General features: G+C 46.9%; 17 protein-coding genes. 7 read left to right on the top strand and 10 right to left on the bottom strand.

The features are described from left to right. Nucleotides 1-66: 66 nt before the first annotated feature. From BBR47_RS28960 to BBR47_RS28950, 3 genes are read right to left on the bottom strand one after another with little or no spacing between them, the layout of a single operon-like run. The gene (locus BBR47_RS28960; protein WP_015893962.1) at nt 67-789 is read right to left on the bottom strand and encodes an amino acid ABC transporter ATP-binding protein; all 723 of its coding nucleotides are present in this window, start codon (nt 787-789) and stop codon (nt 67-69) included. Continuing rightward, complete coding sequence (locus BBR47_RS28955; protein ID WP_015893961.1) at nt 786-1,439, bottom strand: amino acid ABC transporter permease; 654 nt, start codon at nt 1,437-1,439, stop codon at nt 786-788. The genes BBR47_RS28960 and BBR47_RS28955 overlap by 4 nt, the downstream gene beginning before the upstream one ends. A 51-nt stretch (nt 1,440-1,490) precedes the next feature. Beyond that, nucleotides 1,491-2,267, bottom strand: coding sequence for a transporter substrate-binding domain-containing protein (locus tag BBR47_RS28950; RefSeq protein WP_015893960.1), 777 nt, complete (start codon nt 2,265-2,267; stop codon nt 1,491-1,493). A gap of 195 nt (nt 2,268-2,462) precedes the next feature. Here BBR47_RS28950 and BBR47_RS28945 point away from each other — a divergent pair, with 195 nt between their 5' ends. From BBR47_RS28945 to BBR47_RS28925, 5 genes are all read left to right on the top strand, one after another. After that, entirely contained in the window at nt 2,463-3,164 is a 702-nt protein-coding gene (locus BBR47_RS28945) for a response regulator transcription factor (protein ID WP_015893959.1), read from the top strand. Next, nucleotides 3,157-4,263, top strand: a complete 1,107-nt coding sequence (locus BBR47_RS28940; RefSeq protein WP_015893958.1) for a sensor histidine kinase — start codon at nt 3,157-3,159, stop codon at nt 4,261-4,263. Before BBR47_RS28945 ends, BBR47_RS28940 begins: the two co-directional genes overlap by 8 nt. Nucleotides 4,264-4,415: 152 nt before the next feature. Continuing rightward, nucleotides 4,416-5,684, top strand: coding sequence for an efflux RND transporter periplasmic adaptor subunit (locus BBR47_RS28935; protein WP_015893957.1), 1,269 nt, complete (start codon nt 4,416-4,418; stop codon nt 5,682-5,684). A 12-nt stretch (nt 5,685-5,696) separates the two neighbouring features. Next, nucleotides 5,697-6,416 carry an ABC transporter ATP-binding protein gene (locus BBR47_RS28930; protein ID WP_015893956.1) on the top strand — a complete coding sequence of 240 codons (720 nt, stop codon included), beginning with the start codon at nt 5,697-5,699 and terminating at the stop codon, nt 6,414-6,416. Next, complete coding sequence (locus tag BBR47_RS28925; protein WP_015893955.1) at nt 6,413-7,594, top strand: ABC transporter permease; 1,182 nt, start codon at nt 6,413-6,415, stop codon at nt 7,592-7,594. The genes BBR47_RS28930 and BBR47_RS28925 overlap by 4 nt, the downstream gene beginning before the upstream one ends. 69 nt (nt 7,595-7,663) lie before the next feature. Here BBR47_RS28925 and BBR47_RS28920 read toward each other — a convergent pair whose 3' ends face one another. Next, the gene (locus BBR47_RS28920) at nt 7,664-9,556 is read right to left on the bottom strand and encodes a serine hydrolase domain-containing protein (RefSeq protein WP_015893954.1); all 1,893 of its coding nucleotides are present in this window, start codon (nt 9,554-9,556) and stop codon (nt 7,664-7,666) included. A gap of 171 nt (nt 9,557-9,727) precedes the next feature. Between BBR47_RS28920 and BBR47_RS28915 the strand changes: the two genes are divergently transcribed. Continuing rightward, on the top strand, nt 9,728-11,557 hold the full coding sequence (locus BBR47_RS28915) for a helix-turn-helix transcriptional regulator (RefSeq protein WP_081437286.1): 1,830 nt from the start codon (nt 9,728-9,730) through the stop codon (nt 11,555-11,557). Nucleotides 11,558-11,620: 63 nt separating this feature from the next. Next, the gene (locus BBR47_RS28910; protein ID WP_015893952.1) at nt 11,621-11,962 is read left to right on the top strand and encodes a zinc ribbon domain-containing protein YjdM; all 342 of its coding nucleotides are present in this window, start codon (nt 11,621-11,623) and stop codon (nt 11,960-11,962) included. Between the two features lie 78 nt (nt 11,963-12,040). On the opposite strand, the gene BBR47_RS28905 is transcribed toward BBR47_RS28910, so the two are convergent. The 6 genes from BBR47_RS28905 to BBR47_RS28880 form a co-directional block, all read right to left on the bottom strand. Next, nucleotides 12,041-12,979: a hypothetical protein gene (locus BBR47_RS28905; RefSeq protein ID WP_041749728.1), complete on the bottom strand. Its 939-nt coding sequence runs from the start codon at nt 12,977-12,979 to the stop codon at nt 12,041-12,043. A gap of 225 nt (nt 12,980-13,204) precedes the next feature. Next, nucleotides 13,205-15,076, bottom strand: coding sequence for a glycosyltransferase (locus BBR47_RS28900; protein WP_015893950.1), 1,872 nt, complete (start codon nt 15,074-15,076; stop codon nt 13,205-13,207). Between the two features lie 26 nt (nt 15,077-15,102). Next, the gene (locus tag BBR47_RS28895) at nt 15,103-16,026 is read right to left on the bottom strand and encodes an MBL fold metallo-hydrolase (RefSeq protein ID WP_015893949.1); all 924 of its coding nucleotides are present in this window, start codon (nt 16,024-16,026) and stop codon (nt 15,103-15,105) included. Nucleotides 16,027-16,054: 28 nt separating this feature from the next. Then, nucleotides 16,055-16,810, bottom strand: a complete 756-nt coding sequence (locus tag BBR47_RS28890) for a hypothetical protein (protein ID WP_015893948.1) — start codon at nt 16,808-16,810, stop codon at nt 16,055-16,057. 35 nt (nt 16,811-16,845) lie between these two features. Further along, nucleotides 16,846-17,214 carry a hypothetical protein gene (locus BBR47_RS28885; protein WP_015893947.1) on the bottom strand — a complete coding sequence of 123 codons (369 nt, stop codon included), beginning with the start codon at nt 17,212-17,214 and terminating at the stop codon, nt 16,846-16,848. A 57-nt stretch (nt 17,215-17,271) separates the two neighbouring features. Next, nucleotides 17,272-17,628: a hypothetical protein gene (locus BBR47_RS28880; RefSeq protein WP_015893946.1), complete on the bottom strand. Its 357-nt coding sequence runs from the start codon at nt 17,626-17,628 to the stop codon at nt 17,272-17,274. Nucleotides 17,629-17,666 lie beyond the last annotated feature (38 nt).

Here is a 17,666-nt window from a genome sequence, read left to right as displayed (position 1 = left end):
GGTAGTTTTATAGGAAAACCAAGTGGGCATGATGGATGAAAAAATCGCATCATGCCCGTTGCTTGTCTACAGCACTTTACTGAGAAATGCCCTGGTTCTCTCATGCTGGGGATTGTCAAAAATCTCGGCAGGTGTGCCTTCTTCGACGATGTATCCGCCATCCATGAAAATCACGCGATCGGCTACTTCACGGGCAAAGCCCATCTCATGTGTAACCACGACCATTGTCATTCCTTCTTTGGCCAAATCCTTCATCACCTGAAGAACCTCTCCGACCATTTCCGGGTCGAGTGCTGAGGTAGGCTCGTCGAACAGCATGATGTGAGGGTCCATGGCGAGCGCACGGGTAATGGCTACGCGCTGCTGTTGACCACCAGACAACCGATCAGGGTACACGTCTCGCTTGTCCGCCAAATCTACTTTTTTGAGGAGTTGCAGCGCCTTTTGTTCATTTTGCTGACGCGCTGAATTTTTGACGTGCTTGGGCGCAAGCATGATGTTTTCCAAAACAGTGAGATGCGGGAAGAGATTGAACCGCTGAAACACCATGCCGACACGCTCTCGCAGCTTGTTGATGTCGACTTTGGGGGAAGTAACCTCCATGCCCTCAATGGTGACTTTGCCAGATGTTACTTCTTCCAACTGGTTGAGGCAGCGCAGAAACGTACTTTTTCCCGAGCCGGAGGGACCAATGACACAGACAACTTCACGCTCTTTAATGGTAGTCGAGATGTCTTTTAAAACTTCCAACGAGCCAAAGCTCTTTTTCAAATTCTCTACATGAATCATTTCGCAAACCTCCTCTCAAGGGAACGGGACAGCAGACTGAGGATGTAAATCATCAGGAAATAGAAGACCGCTACTACAGCCCAAATTTCGAATGAGCGGAAGTTGCTAGAAATGATAATCTCACCACTGTTCATCAGCTCACGGATACCAATGACCGTTAAGAGCGAGGTGTCTTTTAGCGTCACGATGAATTGGTTGACGAAAGCAGGAATCATGCGGCGAACAGCCTGAGGCAAGATAACCAGGCGCATGGCTTTTCCGTGGGATAGTCCGAGGGAACGAGCAGCTTCCATCTGTCCTTTATCGATAGAGAGAATCCCTCCGCGAAAAATTTCAGCCAGGTACGCCCCGGCGTTGAGGCTGAGTGCTAGAATACCTGCGGTTGTCTCTGGAATTTTGATATCCAAGACAGGCGGCAATCCAAAATAAATAAAGAAGATTTGAACCAACAGCGGTGTGCCGCGGAGAAAGTCAACGTAAGCGGTTGCAATGCCGCGGAGTAGTTTAGAACGGCTGGTGCTCATTAAGCCAAAAAGCAATCCGATTAAGAGAGCGAAAAACAGGGAAATAACCGTTATTTTTAACGTGACCACAGAGCCTTGGGCCAAGACAGGAAGTGCGTCGACAATGACATCCCAACTACTGCTCATTTGGACAACTCCATTCTTTCTAAGGTGAAAAAAAGGCGCGTCTTGCGCCTTTTACTTTTTCGTGCTCAAGTATGTGTTAATGATTTCGTCGTATTTCCCGTTCTCTTTCAGCTTCTTCAGACCGGAGTTGAGTTTGTCTTGCAGCTCTTTGTTCCCTTTTAAAACCGCGATGCCGTAATGGTCTCCATTGAGACGATCGCCTACAATTTTCAGCTTGGAAGCAGGGTCTACCGTAATTTTATAAGAGATAACCGGATAGTCCTCGATGGTTACATCAGCATTGCCGTTTTGAACCTCTTGGAACATGGAAGGGCTATCGTCGAAGTATTTGACAGTCGCGCCGTACTTTTGCCCGAGCTCATCAGCAAAGGTCGCGCCAGTCGTGCCTTTTTTGATCGCAATCGTTTTGCCAGCCAAATCTGCCTCTCCATTGATCGTTGTGTTGTCCTCACGTACGACCAAGGAAAGACCTGCTTGATAGTATGGTTCAGAGAAATCTAAAATTTCTTTGCGTTTATCATTGATGCTAATCCCCGCAATGGCACCGTCCAATTGCTTCGCTTGAACAGCCGGAATGATTCCTTTGAAGTCCATCGGCTTAATTTCTACCTCAAAGCCCTCTTCTTTGGCGATTGCATTGATCAGGTCGATGTCAATTCCTACGTATTTTCCGTCTTTTTCAAACTCAAAGGGTGGGTATGTTGCATCTGTACCAAACACGTACTTTTTTGCACCGGATGTTGAGGCAGCCTGATCTGTGCCAGTGCCACACGCACTTACTGTAAGCGCCAACAAACCAGAAACCACAGCAAACATTAGTTTTTTCATAAATTACCCCCAAGTATATATATGTTAGATATGATATGGACATGAATATAGTAATATAGAAAAGTCTGCAAAGTCAAAACAAACTGAAAGTAATTATTATCCATAATTGTATGAACGAGCTCTGTGTACGATAACAGAAAAGTTAATTGATACCTGCTATAATGGTAGGAAATGTATACAAGGGATGGGAAAACGATGAAGCAGGTCACCATATTGATCGCCGACGACGAAGCGGAGATTGCGGAGCTCGTTGCCTTACATGTGAAAAAAGAAGGTTACCATACAATTATCGCAGCGGATGGAAAGGCAGCACTCCAAGCTGTGCAGACGCATTCGATTGATTTGGCGATTCTCGATATTATGATGCCTGGACTGGATGGCTACGAGGTCACCCGTCTCATTCGTGAACAGCACAATATGCCGATTATCTTTTTGAGTGCCAAGACGTCCGATCTGGATAAAATTTCGGGATTGGTGATGGGCGCAGATGATTATATGACCAAGCCATTCAATCCAATGGAATTGGTTGCTCGTGTGAATGCCCAGCTGCGACGCTTTAAGCAGCTGAATCAACCAGCAGTAGCAGTAGCGAGTAACAAGGTCTTAGAGGCAGGTGGACTTGTCATTTATCCAGAGGAGCGAACTGTGAGTCTGTACGGAGAAACGATTGAGTTAACACCGAAAGAGTTTGATATTCTCTACCTGCTGGCCAGATATCCAAAGAAGGTGTTTAGTGCGGACAATATTTTCGAGATGGTGTGGGGCGAAGCGTACTATGAAGGCAGCAATACAGTCATGGTGCACATTCGCACCTTGCGAAAGAAGCTGGGAGAAGAAAAAACGAAAAACAAGTGGATCAAAACGGTTTGGGGAGTAGGTTACTCATTTCATGGCTAAGATGATACGGAGCTTTCGGTTCCAAATGGTCAAGCTACTGGGCCTAAGTCTGCTTCTATCTGGTTCGGTTACCTATGTGATCTTTAAAGCGCTACAGTATTACTATCGATCACAGGTAAAGTTTGAAAGCTTGTTGACGCCGATTCGCTATTTTATGCGAGAAATAGGGGACATTTACTTCTTTCTGATTATTTTTGTTCCACTAGCCATACTGTTTTTCTTCTTGCTAACCAAACGGTATGCCGTCTACTTTCAGGAGATTTCCAGAGGAATTCATCATCTTGCAAACGGCGACTTTACCCATCATGTTCAATTACCGTCAAACGATGAGTTTGGAGATATTGCCAAGGACATCAATCTGGCGGGTGAAAAGTTGCAAGAAGCTGTACAAAGAGGAGATTTTGCCGAAAGCAGCAAGGATCAGTTGGTTTTAAACCTGGCGCATGACTTGCGGACGCCACTGACTTCTGTTTTAGGGTATTTGGACATCATCTTGCGGGACGAGCAGTTAACGGTGGAACAAGCCCGACATTACACGAATATTGCTTTTACCAAGTCGCAGCGTTTGGAAAAGCTGATCGACGAGCTCTTCGAGATTACGAGAATGAACTACGGCATGCTCACCATCCAACAGAACCTGATTGACCTGAGTGAACTGCTCATGCAGTTAAACGAAGAGCTATATCCTTCCTTGGAGAAGAATCAGTTGAAAACGAGAATGAATGTGGCCTCACGATTGACGGTTTACGGAGATGGCGAGCTCTTGGCACGCGTTTTCGAGAACATCATGACGAATGCCATCCGTTACGGGCACGATGGGCAGTTTGTTGATATCAACGGTTTTCTTGCGGGTGACGAGGTCGTTGTGCAGATTATCAATTATGGTCACGAGATTCCCCCGGAAGATCTGCCGCATCTTTTCGAGGTGTTTTATACAGGTGACAAGGCCCGAAGCCATCAAAACGGAAGCACAGGTCTCGGGCTATTTATCGCCAAAAATATCGTCGAGCGCCACGAAGGGACGATTTCTGCCGAGAGCAATTTGATCCGCACCGTTTTTGAAATACGCTTACCTTACGAACAGACTCCCTCACTTTAAAAAAATTTAAGGATTACCCCACTTTTTCTTTTATAAGTTTTCCTTATCCTGATCGGGTGACGAGCCAGGGTGGAACCTGTAATAGAAAAAGTGGGGTTTTTTGATTGGCTAAAAATGATCGGGGTTTAAAGTTTTTGGGGGAGGTAAGGAATATGAAAAAACGTTTGTGGATCTGGCTGGGTGTGGGCGTGGGCGTGCTTGTGGCCGGGTTCGGTGGCTATGCAGCTTCTTCGGGAGAAAAGAAGAATGGCACTCCTGTCATGTTATCAACGGTGGTAACGGCCGACTTGGAAAGCACGATTTTGACGTCGGGCCTAGTCAAAGTACGAAATGAACATACATTGTTCGCTAACTATGCAGGCGAATTGCGGAATTTCTCCATCAAGGAGGGAGACAAAGTGACGAAAGGGCAGGTGATCGGCAATATCGACATGTCCGATGTCAGCAATGAAATCATGGATATCGAGGCACAGATCACCATTCAGGAAGCGAATATCGCAAGGCTCTCCAAAGGTGTGGAACCTGAGGAAGTCACGAAAATGCAAGAGCAGCTTGCCCAGCATGAACGCGAATACCAAACGGCATTAAAAGATTACCAGCGAACACAATCGCTGTTTACCGCAGGTGTGTCTACCCAACAGGCTGTAGAGGAGGCGAAGCAAAAGCTACAGACCGCAGAATCAAGAGTAAGGGTCGCGAAGCAAGATTTACTTTTGAAGCAAAAAGGGCCAGACAAGGCAGAGATTCGCTCCTACGAGGCGCAAATTCAAAAGCTGAATTTGGAAAAAGCAAAATATGAAAAGCAACGTGTGCAAAGCAGCATCGTGTCACCGATTGAGGGGACGGTGCTCTCCATGAAGGTGAAACAAGGGAAGTACCTAAGTAAAGGCGAGGAAATTCTCACGGTTGGAGATACCAATGATGTTATGGTCGAAGCAGCAGTTGGAGAATCTGACTTGCGTAAAATCAAAATCGGACAGGATGCGGTGGTCTCAGGCATTTCCTTAGGCGGAGAACAGTTGCAAGGTAAGGTGTTGCGCATATCTCCTATGGCTGTAACCAGCAAAGAGCCGGGTGGAGAGAGTACGGGAGTGCCGGTCGCTGTCCATATAAATGAGACGAGGGAGTATTTGAAGCCAGGTTTTCACGTGGATGTGAACATCGTCCTGCAAAAAGCAGCAAACGTCATGCAAGTCCCCATTGAGGCAGTCGTGACGGATCAAGATGGATCTTCTTTTGTCTGGGTAGCGGAAAATGGCAAGGCCAAGAAGAAAAAAGTGACGACTGGAATTGAAAGTGAATTGTTTATCCAAATTGAAAGCGGATTGGATGGCAGTGAAGAATTGGTAGCGAATCCACCGGAAACCTTGCAAGAAAATGAAGTGATCTTCCAAGCATCTCCCGAAGAGTTTGCGGGGTAAAGGAGGATACATATGCTGAACATTGAGGGGTTAACCAAACAGTACAAGACGGATGAGCTGGAGCTGTTCGCTTTGCAAAATATCAATATCCACGTAGCTCAAGGTGAATTCGTGGCGATCGTGGGACCTTCTGGTTCCGGAAAATCGACGTTTATGAACATGCTGGGTTGTCTGGATCGGCCAACCTCCGGATCGTACGTCTTGGATGGAATTGATGTTACGCAGTTGAAGGATAGTGGGCTGGCGCAGGTACGCAATCAAAAAATCGGCTTTGTCTTTCAATCGTTTCATCTGTTGCCACGTGCTACTTCGCTGCGAAATGTTGAGCTGCCGATGATGTATGCGGGCGTCGGCATGACAGAACGCAAAAATAGAGCGAAAGCGGCGTTGCAGCGTGTCGGACTTGCCCAGCGGATGGATCATAAACCAACGCAGCTGTCCGGCGGTCAAAGACAACGGGTAGCTATCGCCAGAGCGTTGGTTAACCAGCCAGCCATTTTGCTTGCTGACGAGCCGACAGGGAATCTGGACAGTCGTTCCAGCATCGAGATCATGGCGATTTTTCAGGAGTTGCATGCGCAAGGGGTAACGATTCTGCTCGTCACGCACGAGGCCGATATCGCCCAGCATGCCGAGCGCGTCATTACGTTTCGAGATGGTCATATTATCCGGGATGAGCGAGTGGAGGAGCGCCTGTTTGCTACTGCGTCCGAGGAGGTGATCCTCACGTGAATTTGCTCGAAAGCTTTCGTACGGCTCTGGAAGGGATTGGGACAAATAAGCTGCGTGCTACCTTGACGATGTCTGGGATCATCATCGGAATCATGTCTGTTATTGCCGTGATTACACTAGGAAACGGCAGTCAACAGGCCTATACTGATCAGTTGGAGAAGCTGGGTGCTACTAATTTCAGCGTTACTGTTTGGTGGGACCAAGGAAGCAAGATTACTGATTTGACAGTGGAGGATGCTTATGCACTTCCTCAACAATCGCCCTACATTGAAGCGGCCGTACCGTTCACAAATTATTTTGGAACGATTCGAGGCCCGAAAAAGGGGAAGGACGCAAGTATACAAGGAACAAATGAGGATCTGTTAAAGGTTCAACCCAACTTGAAACTAGTTGCAGGCAGATATTTTACTGCGAAGGAAGTAAGAGAGGGGAAGCCGGTTATCGTTTTAACCGAAAAGTTAGCGGCAGGGCTTTTCGGACGTGAAGACCCGATTGGCAAGCGTTTGACTTACCAAGCAGCATCCGTCGTCGTTATTGGCGTGGTAAGGGAAGCCAAGCTGACGATTGACGCTGGTCGATCCGAGGGTGCCTATGTGCCGATTACCTTTCTGCACAATAGGGACGGGTACAAGTACGTTCATTCGATAACCGTAAAAGCCAAGTCGAAGGAAACAATGGAAGCAGCCAAGATGCATACAGAGAAGTACTTAAACCGCAGGCACGATCGCGAAAACTATTACCAAATCGATAGTATCGAGAACGCACTAGGGGAGATGGATTCCTTTTCCGGTACGCTCACCACGATTTTTAGTGTTGCAGCCGGGATTGCGCTGTTTGTCGGTGGGATTGGCGTCATGAACATCATGCTCGTTTCCGTCACGGAGCGGACGCGGGAAATCGGCATTCGCAAAGCGTTAGGGGCGCGTTACGGAGATATTATGCTGCAGTTTTTGATCGAGTCGATGATCGTCTGCCTGATTGGTGGAACGATTGGCGTGCTGCTCGGTATCGGGACAGCCATGTTTGCCTCGCAATATGTCGATGTGCCGCCGCTATTATCGTGGGAAAGTATCGCAATTGCCTTCGGGTTCTCTAGTGCCATTGGTATTTTCTTTGGGCTCTATCCTGCTCATAAGGCAGCTAGGCTCCATCCGATTGACGCGTTGCGATATGAGTGAGGAACGAAATAGAAATGACTAGCAGATATCGCTGCTAGTCATTTTTCTATTAGTCCTGAACGCGGAGTCCTATGAGTAATGAATCGAAAGAAAGTTCCAGTAAAATAAATAGCCAGTATACAGGATGGAAAGTATCGCTGCTGCGCTATTCACTACCTTCCAGCGATCGCGCTCCTTGGCTGTTCCGATTCGCAGGAGTAAATAAGCGGCGGCGGCCAACGAAACAATCGGCAGGGATGCGACAACGAATTGGTAGAAGGCCGGGTAGCCATAGACAAGCTCTGCGTTTGCATAGGTGAATTGGATGATAAAAAACAAGCTATGAAGCAGAGCCATAATCGGAACGACCTTCGAAATAGCGTGCGATTGTTTGCGCCATTTGCGTAGCCCGAAACGAGCGATCCAGACGAGCGAAAGAAGGATGAACACGATTCCGGGAATCACATATAGAGCCAGGAGAACAGGCGGACTTTCAATGATGGAGATACGAGGGAGCGAAAAGTTCATCGGTCCTGTCATATAAAATTTCCCTTGTTCCTCGTGAAAATATAGCTGTTCCTCACCGTCGATCTCTTGAAAGAAATGATCGTCTACCTGCACAAACTTTTTCTCAAGGGATTGCTGTCCTTCATTTTGGAATAAACCAGTTACGGATATCGTCTGCCCATCCAATGCCTTCACTGTGTAAGGGTAGCTACTAAGCAGCCGAAGCCCTTTGCCCCAGCCATTCTCGGGCGTCAGGGTAAGCAGATATTGACCTTCCAGCTTTTTCATTTCGTCTATGGTGCCATCAACAGGAGTTAAGGGCTTGCGGACTTGCTCTGTCAGTAGCTTGTCGGTAAACGCGTTCACGACCTTGCCATGCAGCTCCAAGCCCGGATGCGTGGCGTTCACCGCAACAAAGATGCCGATTGATTCTGAGGGAATCAGCACCATTTTCGAGATAAAGCCATCAATCCCACCGTTTGCCCATAGGGTAGGAATGCCGTTTTTCGTCTCTCCTTTAAAAAAGCCGTAGCCGATCCCGTACATGCGCTTATGGGCTGCGAATTGCTGGGCATGCATGCTCTGGACAGTTTCTGGTTTGAGCAGAGATGTGCCGTTATAGCTGCCACCAGAAAGATGGGCGATCATATAGGGGGCGAAGTCGACTGGTGTCATATTAGCGGCACCACTCCCTGGGAAAATAATCCCCGAATAAGGAATCGTTTGATAGCCGTTTCCGTCGTAATAATAGCTTTTAGCCAGCTTGCTTCTGTCCTCTGGGAGATACAGTTCGGCGGAGTCCATACCTAGCGGGCGGAAGATATTCTCCCGCATATAGTCATGCAAAGATTGACCGGAAGCTTGTTCAATTACACTTCCCAACAATCCGGTGCCCGCATTACTGTATTGAAATTTGCTGCCTGGCGTGAAAATCGTCTCCTGCATCTGAAGCGTTTCATTTACGGTCTCAGTCGAGAATTCCGGTATTACACTCTCGTGGTTGTCTCTTTTATAAATTTTTTCATCTATACCGGCTGTATGTGTGAGCAGGTGGTGAAGTGTGATCGGGCCGTAACGATTATTGGTAATTTTGTAGTCTTTTAGGACGGTATTCAAATCTTCGCGTAAGGAAAGCTTGCCTTTTTCCACGAGCTGCATGGCTGCAGTAGCAGTAAACGACTTGGTCACGGAACCGATTCGAAACACCGTACGCTCAGGATCAACGGGGATTTGCTGTTCGACGTCGGCAAAGCCATAGCCTTTTTTAAAAATGATGCGGTCTCCCTGGGTAATGACAATGGCTGCGCCTGGGATATGCAAGTTGTTCATTTCATTTTTCATGACGGGATCAACTACTTGTTCGATGGAAAGAGCAGTAAGAGGGGAGCGAGCATTGACCACAGATAGGGGCTGTATCAGCATGAGGCAGGATACGAGCAGAACGGCAAACCATTTTCGTAGAGCAAATAATGTCATGTTTCATCACCTTTCGCGTTTTGCGTCAGTCAATTGTTGTAAGCCAGCGACAGGGATGAGTATAGGACGATGAGTGTCACGGTGAGAAGTCACAGAATGTCATTGTTTGTCGTGATAGTAGCTGATCGTCATCTGATACTATAATGGAGAGAAAGTTTTGGTGTAGATGAGGTGTGCCAATTGCTTGCTTTTGTTAAACGATGGTTATGGGTCGACTGGATGATCTTCACCATCCACTTTATGTGGGGTTTGACGATTATTCTCGGTTTTGTCCGCCATCACGATCAATTGCCTTATCCGCTAGCGATTACATTGATCGTTTTGTTCTTCGTGCTTGTCGTCCCAAGTTGTTTGCGTCGATACTCTCGTAACCTATATTTGTTCGCTGAGATTATTTTGAGTGGAAGTTTGTTCATTGCCTTGAACTTCTTTTTTGAAGGAGTAAGATGGCAGTTTATCCCCATCGCTTTTCTCATCGGATATCACAGTGTGGAACGATCTTATCGCTGGACGGGACCATTGGCGATTTTGGCGATTCCGTTTCTTGTGGGTGAGGCAATTGGGTTTGATTTCCAGCTAATAGTCGTAAGTGATCTAATCGTGTACCATTTCGCGGCATATGCGCTTGGTTTTGCCTTTCAATTGCTTAGCCATATGCATAAGCAAGGCTTGATCATTCAACATCAGAACCAAATATTGGAGCAATACACTTCCCGGGTGGAGGAAATCACGCTGCTGGAAGAACGGAACAAAATGTCCAGAGAGCTGCATGACACGGTCGGGCACACGATGACATCGCTTATTATGGGGATGGAGATGCTTCGGTCTAAAATACCAGATGCGGAGGCTAGTCGGCTGGACATGCTTTTGCGGATGGCCCGACAAGGTTTGGACGAGTCCAGAGGGATTTTCCACAAGTGGGCTCAGAATGGCTATGAATCTGCTACGACGATGGAGTCCGCCTTCGTTGAATTAATCGAGCAATTTCAAGTGGCTACAGGGGTGTCCGTCAAGCTGCGTATGTACGGTGCTGAGTATGCGTTGAGCCGTTCCATAAAGCTGACTTTGTACCGCTGCTTGCAAGAAACACTGACCAATGCTGTGCGACATGGAAAAGCATCACAAGTTCAAGTGGGGCTTTACTTTGAAGAAGCCCAGATCCGGTTGCAGGTCGAAGATAATGGGCAAGGAAATGGGACAATCGAATTTGGCTTTGGTTTGCAATCGATGAAGGAAAGGCTGGAAGCACTTCAGGGACGATTATCGATCCATTGTATGGACGAAGGAGGTGTGACGGTCATTTGTAGTCTGCCAGCTATGCAGGCTGTACCAAGTGCAGGCATACGTATCCTGATCGTCGATGATCAGCCCTTTGTGAGGGAAAGCTTGCAACTCGTTTTACAGAATCAGCAGGATTTGCAGGTGGTCGGGGTCGCAGAGAACGGCTTGATGGCACTGGACATCATTCCAAAGGAAAAGCCCGACGTCGTACTTTTGGACGTTCAAATGCCTGTCATGGACGGGGCGAAGACAATACAAGCGATACGTGAACGGTGGCCGGATATGCGTGTCATTATGTTGACGACCTTCGAAGAAACAGCCCTTGCGGCAGAAACGCTAGGGAGAGGCGCGAATGGCTACTTGTTAAAATCGGTTAGTCCGGTCGAGCTGGTAGAGGCGATACGCGTGGTTCATCAGGGTGAAGCGTTGATTAACCATAAGATTGCGGAAGTCCTTTTCAAAGAAATGCGCTTGCAGCAAGAAGAGCTGAATGGACTTCGCCAAAAGCAAGGACGCGATTGTCCCTATGGGTTGACCGAACGGGAAAGGGGCATACTGGCCTCGTTAGTAGAGGGGCTTCGCATGAAAACAATCGCGGAGAAAATCTTTCTTTCAGAAGGAACGGTACGCAATTGCACCACAGTGATTTATGCAAAATTGGGTGTTAAGAATCGCGAAGAGGCCGTTAAAAAAGCACGGGACGAAGGGCTTACTGGTTAGCTGGCAAGTATTTTTTGGTAGTTATGGTAGAATGGACAGTATCGAATGGAGGTTATATCAAAAATGAGTCAATTGCCAAATTGCCCAAAATGTCATTCAGAATACACGTACGAAGATGGAAGCTCCTTGGTATGCCCGGAATGCAGCCATGAGTGGACGTTGCAAGCAGACAGCGACAACGGTGAAGATAACAAAGTCATCAAGGACGCGAATGGAAATGTCTTGAACGATGGCGACACCGTAACCGTCATTAAAGACCTCAAGGTTAAAGGGACTTCTTTGGTCGTGAAAATCGGGACAAAAGTGAAAAATATCCGTTTGATTGACGGAGACCATGATATCGACTGCAAAATCGATGGTTTTGGTCCAATGAAATTGAAATCGGAATTTGTGAAAAAGGTGTAAGCCGGGAATGTAACGGACAGGAAAAAGCTGACTGCATGGTAGAGTGCAGTCAGCTTTTTTCGTAAAGGCAAAGTCTTGTTAGGTGAGACGATGAATGGACCAGACGATGCCCTCGCCTCCTCCGCCTAAGTTGAGGTTGATGGTCAATCCATTGGCAACATAGAACAAACCGAGTGTATCACCTGCATTGAGTTGAACGTCACCCGCGAGTGTGACGGTTCCCGCCCCCAGGATGGTTCTTAATATGAGTACGAGCGCAATGTTTACGTTGAGAACAGGAAAATCACCGATAATGAGATTTGTTGCAGTAGGGGTGATTCTCTGTACTTCAATTGCAGGGGTGATTTCCGGGCCTAAACTAACGGTAATGGCTTCGCTTGTTTCATAGTTAATGGTTGCTTTGATGGCGTAAGTTCCAGTCGCTGGTACTGTATAAGTGCCAGTTAGCGGATTGAAACTTGGGCTGCCATAGTAGGGGCCCGCTGTTGACCAGTTAACTAATTGGGAAGATTCCCCAAGGGTTTCAGTTGATAAAAAGGCTGAGAAGTTTTCAGTGGTGAAAGCAGGTCCAGTCGCGCCAGTGGCCCCGGTAGCGCCAGTTTCTCCGGTGGCACCCGTTACGCCAGTCGGTCCAGTAATCCCCGCCGCACCTGTATCCCCGGTGGCACCCGTCACACCAACGCCCGTGGTCCCTGTAGCCCCCGTTATGCCACCTGTGCTGCTAGATGAAACAGACAGGATGTTGTCCAGTTTCGATTGCAAGAGCATTTCTTTTTTCGTAACGTCTTGCAAGGTTTGGCGAACGCTTGCATTCACCAGAAGGAGATCGCTTACCGAAGCAGGAACAGTCAAGCCTGGTAGTGTACCAATGGCATATTGCATTTTTTCTGCTTCTGCATGAATAATATGCCCGAGGCTGAGCTCTTCGATGGCGATGGAAGTAAGGAGGAGATTGATAGCATCGTCTCTCGTTACAGTAATGGTGGGAGTAATATTGGGAATATTGGCTTGAGACATGGCATTCATCCTTCCTGTTACATTCAAAAACTTATTACTATGCTATGAGGCTTTATCTGTGCGCGTGCCTGGCTGTATAGAAACGGAAAAAAGCCAATCTGATTTCCAGATTGACCTTTGTGTTAACTGGTAAGCCCGTGCTCATCAAAAAATAGACCACCATTACTTATGGCATGTATACATTCACCCACAGGGTGGGTAACTTTTTCATGATCACGAGGGGAGTCAGGTCAGAGACTCAAAGTACTTTTTGTTGTAGAGAATGCTAGGGTGAGTTGGGTTGTATAAATAGGCAATATCATTGTGGTGACGTGACTTCTCGTTGTCCCCGATTTGAGAATAGCATAAGCAGAGTTGCAGATGAGGTAGCCAGGTCCAGGAAACATGGTCGATGTGTGCGAGCTTTTCAGCAGGTGGTTCTACTTTTGTTGCGAGATCATACCAAAAAATGGCGAGCAGCCAATTTTTATCTTCGACGTGAAAGGCTCCAATCTGGCAGCACGCTTCCGCCCGTGGGCGATCGTAGTTGAACGTACGGTATAGCGACGACAGAACATTTTGTCTCTCATAGAGGTGGGAATAGCAACTCGCCAACTTCAGGCAAGCGTTAATGTTGTCCTCTACCCAGCCTTGTTGGGTGTTCAGGAACTTCGTGTAAAAAGTAATGGCTTCTTCATGATACTGATTGTCGCGTAATTCATTCGCATAATAGTACAAGTCCCGTGGCGAGAATTCTTCCCCTTTGGCATCTCTGCGTCGATAGATTTGCAGATTGCGGTCCGTGTATTCCTTCTGCTTGTTATGCGTGATGGATATGTCACTGTTGATGACGTTACCGCTTACTTCCAAATACTCATGGACGGGCCCGATCCAGCGAAATCGGCGGTCGCGTTTTACGAGGCGATTGCGGCGAATGCTGTATGCCACATTCCCATTGCTGTCTACAGAAAGGTTGTAGTTCATCGTGACACTGTCGATGCTGTAATTCAATGTAAACCTCAACTCGCGGAAGAGCTGACGGTCTTTTTCCAGAAGGATATCGTCTGCATCCAACCACAAAATATAGGGGCAGGTTGCCTTGCTGAACGCATAGTTGCGTGCGGCTGAAAAATCATCAATCCACTCGAAATCATAAATGGTACAGCCATAGTTGGACGCAATTTCTTTCGTGCGGTCTGTTGAACCCGTGTCGACGATAATGATTTCATCGACGAGATCCGCAACGGTGGAGAGGCAACGCTCCAGAGCGTCTTCTTCATTTTTGACAATCATGCATAAACTGATTGAAATTTGATTCACTTTCCTCGCTGTCATGCCATTTTTTTTGCGATAATCGCTCACTCCTGCCAGATCCGACTGACGGTAGATGTGGTACCCGGGAAGATGTGTATCCACATGCAAAGAAAAGCCCATAGCTACAGCCCGAACGCAAAAATGCCGATCTTCTCCCCAGAACGACAAGTTCGCAATTCGTTTAAAGCTGACGCCTGCTTCCAAGACCTTTCGGTGGATTAATGTGCATGCACCGAGGCCTCCTACCTCATACACACCCGGTTTACGCAGCATCTCCAAAAAGTTTTGGTTCTCCGCTGATTCGGAAGCGCCCTCGCGTGTTAACGTGTATTGATCCATCAGCCAAACTTGAGGAAGCTCAATCGAATCAGGCTGCCAGCGTGTCCAGTAAATGTTGGAGATAATATCTTTATTGGCTTGAAGCAGCTGTTGCAGGGTGTGAGGATGTAAAACGAGATCGGAATCGATCAAAAACAAGTAATCAAAACTCTCTTTGAGCGCATAGGAGATAATCGTATCTTTCATTTTCGCTACCTTCCAAATATTCCGTTCCGTCCAATAATGGGTCATTTCATTTCGGACATACGTATCATTGTCTGTGTTTTTGAGGATGACGGTTCGTTTGTCCTCCTTCTCGAAATCAGCCAAGAGTGTACTGGAAAGTGGGTCTTTGTTATCGTCAATGAACAGGTAATGGATCAGTTCATTTTTAGTAATCAACTCCGTGAGGGATTGAAGGAATTCCTCCAAAATAATCGGGAATTGTTGAATGGGACTCCCGATTAAAATACGTTTTTTACCCATGGTACACCCCCATATACAGCCTTTGTTCAAGTGTTTGGCGCGGGTTTGCTGAATAGCAGTAAACCATTGTCCACCTTTGCGACAATTCGGTTCTCTTGCTGTAGTTCTTTTAAATAAGAGCGGATAATCGAGGTAGTCAAACCGTAGCGGTGCAAGTCATCTTCAAACGCATACTTTTTCATGACCTTTTGGACTACTTGTTCGAGAGTGCTTGGCTGCTCATGAATCCATTCTTCAAGAAAAGTAGAGGTGTCTTTCATAAGGGTGAGATGCCTGTTAATTAGCCCTGTGACTGTCTTGTAAGGTCCGCCATGGTACAGCACATAAGCATTCAATTTCATCATCGAAAGCTTCTTGAAGCTTCTTCTGGCAGCCTTCAGATCGTCAAAAAAAAGGAGATCCTGCTTGTTCAATGTTTTGGGACCAAACAAGGCATCGCCGCAGTAAAGGACATGATCAGGGGTAATAATGCCGACCATTCCCGGCGAATGTCCAGGTAAGGAGACGATTTTGAATGGAATGGTATGGACGTGAAAGATACCATCGGTGGAGGGAAGATAATCCGTTACGAGCGCACGTGTATTCTCTTTGTTTTCATCAGGCTTCGTATCAGACCCTCCACTTGCGTCGAAAACCAAAGGCTCGAGATGCGGATTTTCGATGATATAGGATGCTAGATGTGTCGCATAGATGCGTAGATTGGGGAACCTTTTTATCAAATAGGGATTGCCACCGTGGTTAACAGCGTGACCATGTGTATGAACAACGGCAAGGATTTGATACCCTCGATCGCTGATTCTCGCGCATACTTTTTCGATGACAGTGGTATTCGGGCCGCTATCAATGCAAACAGCAGTTTTGCTGGACCTATCCAAATAGACACCGATCCCGTATTTACCGGAGACCACATAACTGTTGCCGGCCACTTCGATCAATTCCAAACGAGCCATATCCCTTACTCCTTCATTAGATTCAGGTTCATATGTGGATGACCTTGGTGACATTGCCGATACGTACCTTTACGGAGTTCGGTACAAAGGGAGGCTTTGTAGGTGCAGACACTCGCTTAGCGAGCATTTTTTTCTGGCCACGCACTTTTGCCACGTTTGTTACAGGCTTGGGACGCTTGGGTTTGCTTTTGTTTTTATCGGGAGTAGGGACGGACGCAGCCTGTGCTAATAATGGGGGTTTTTGACGTGCTGATTTTCGGTTTTTGGCAGTATCGATGCGTGCTTTGTTTGCGAGCAATGGAGGGGTTGGGGTAGGCACAGGTGGAACGTCAAGCTGTACAGGTTCGTCGTCTCGAATATCTCCTTCAAGCTCCACTTGCATCGGCTCGTCGTAGGGGGAATCCTCTTCCGGTTCTATCGAGTAAGAAGCTTGTAATTGCCGCAGATGATTTTCTATCAAGGTGGTGATTTGTTTATGTGAAAACCTCCATGTCTTTACCCATTCCGATAACTGGGCTATCGCAGCAAGGACAGGAGTGTGCATTTCACTAGTGGGATGGAGGGGGGGATGCGATTCAAAAAGGAAGCTGTGAGCAATCTGCTTATTATGTATGTGGGTATGCAGTCTGACGAGCAGATTGATCATCGTTGATATTTGGTAGCCAAACAGCATGAGCTCATAATCTTTGGCATGATGAAAGCGAGATTCCAATCCTTTGACCAACTGGAGGATGGAATAGGTTAGCTTTAGAACGGTTTGGTCATCGATACCTTTGTTCTTCATGGCAATTGACCTCGAATTCCTGAAATGATCAATCGTTAATAGTCGATGGTGAAGTCGTCATCCAATTCATCCCCGAAATTGGATGCTTCCATCTCAAAATTTGATTTAAGCGCCACAGGGTACATGTGAATGGCTGCGTTCAGCTTTTTTAACAAAAGCCACTCAGCCATGAGCACCGAATCCAGAATCGAAATGACTGTACGATTAAAGGTAATGATCTCATCATTAGAGGGGTTGTTGGGGAAGTCCAGATTTTTGCCAACGAAAGCAAGGGCTTTGTCTGCTTCGGCATTTAGCAATCTGGACAAGGCTTCTTCCTCTAGGGCAATCGATTGCAGCAAATGACTCAGAGCTTCTTCGCGCGTAGGCACATCATATGAAGGAACTTTATCTTGTAAGGTCATCATCATCCCTCTTCAATAAAATTAAGATCCCATGAAAAGCAGTGGAAGTAGTAAGGGTTATTCTTTGAAGCAAGAAAGGTCGGGGATGTCAGGGGTGTCGGGTAAGTCATCGTGATGATGCTCATGATTATGCATCTGCTCCAGTTTGATAATATCCTCCAGCCTGAATTGTAGGAGCATCTCGGTCTTAATGACATTGCGCAGCATGCGTTCTACGCTGTTGTTTAAGGCAAGCGCATCATTGAGCGAGAGGGATTGCTCCTTCACGATCCTTTGGATTTTTTCCCCCTCTGTATTAATAATGTGAGAAAGTCCGATTTCCTCCAGCGCAATGGAGGTGAGAAGCAGATTTAATACTTCGTTTCGTTTCAATATGATTTCCGGTGTTATATTGGGGACCGTGGGCATTGACATCGTTATCCACATCCTTTGTTTGTATGGCTTTGAATACA

The organism is Brevibacillus brevis NBRC 100599, assembly GCF_000010165.1.
GTDB classification, from domain to species: Bacteria; Bacillota; Bacilli; order Brevibacillales; family Brevibacillaceae; genus Brevibacillus; species Brevibacillus brevis_D.
Note: the sequence above shows the minus strand (reverse complement) of the source record. Positions and strands in the feature narration are given on the sequence as shown.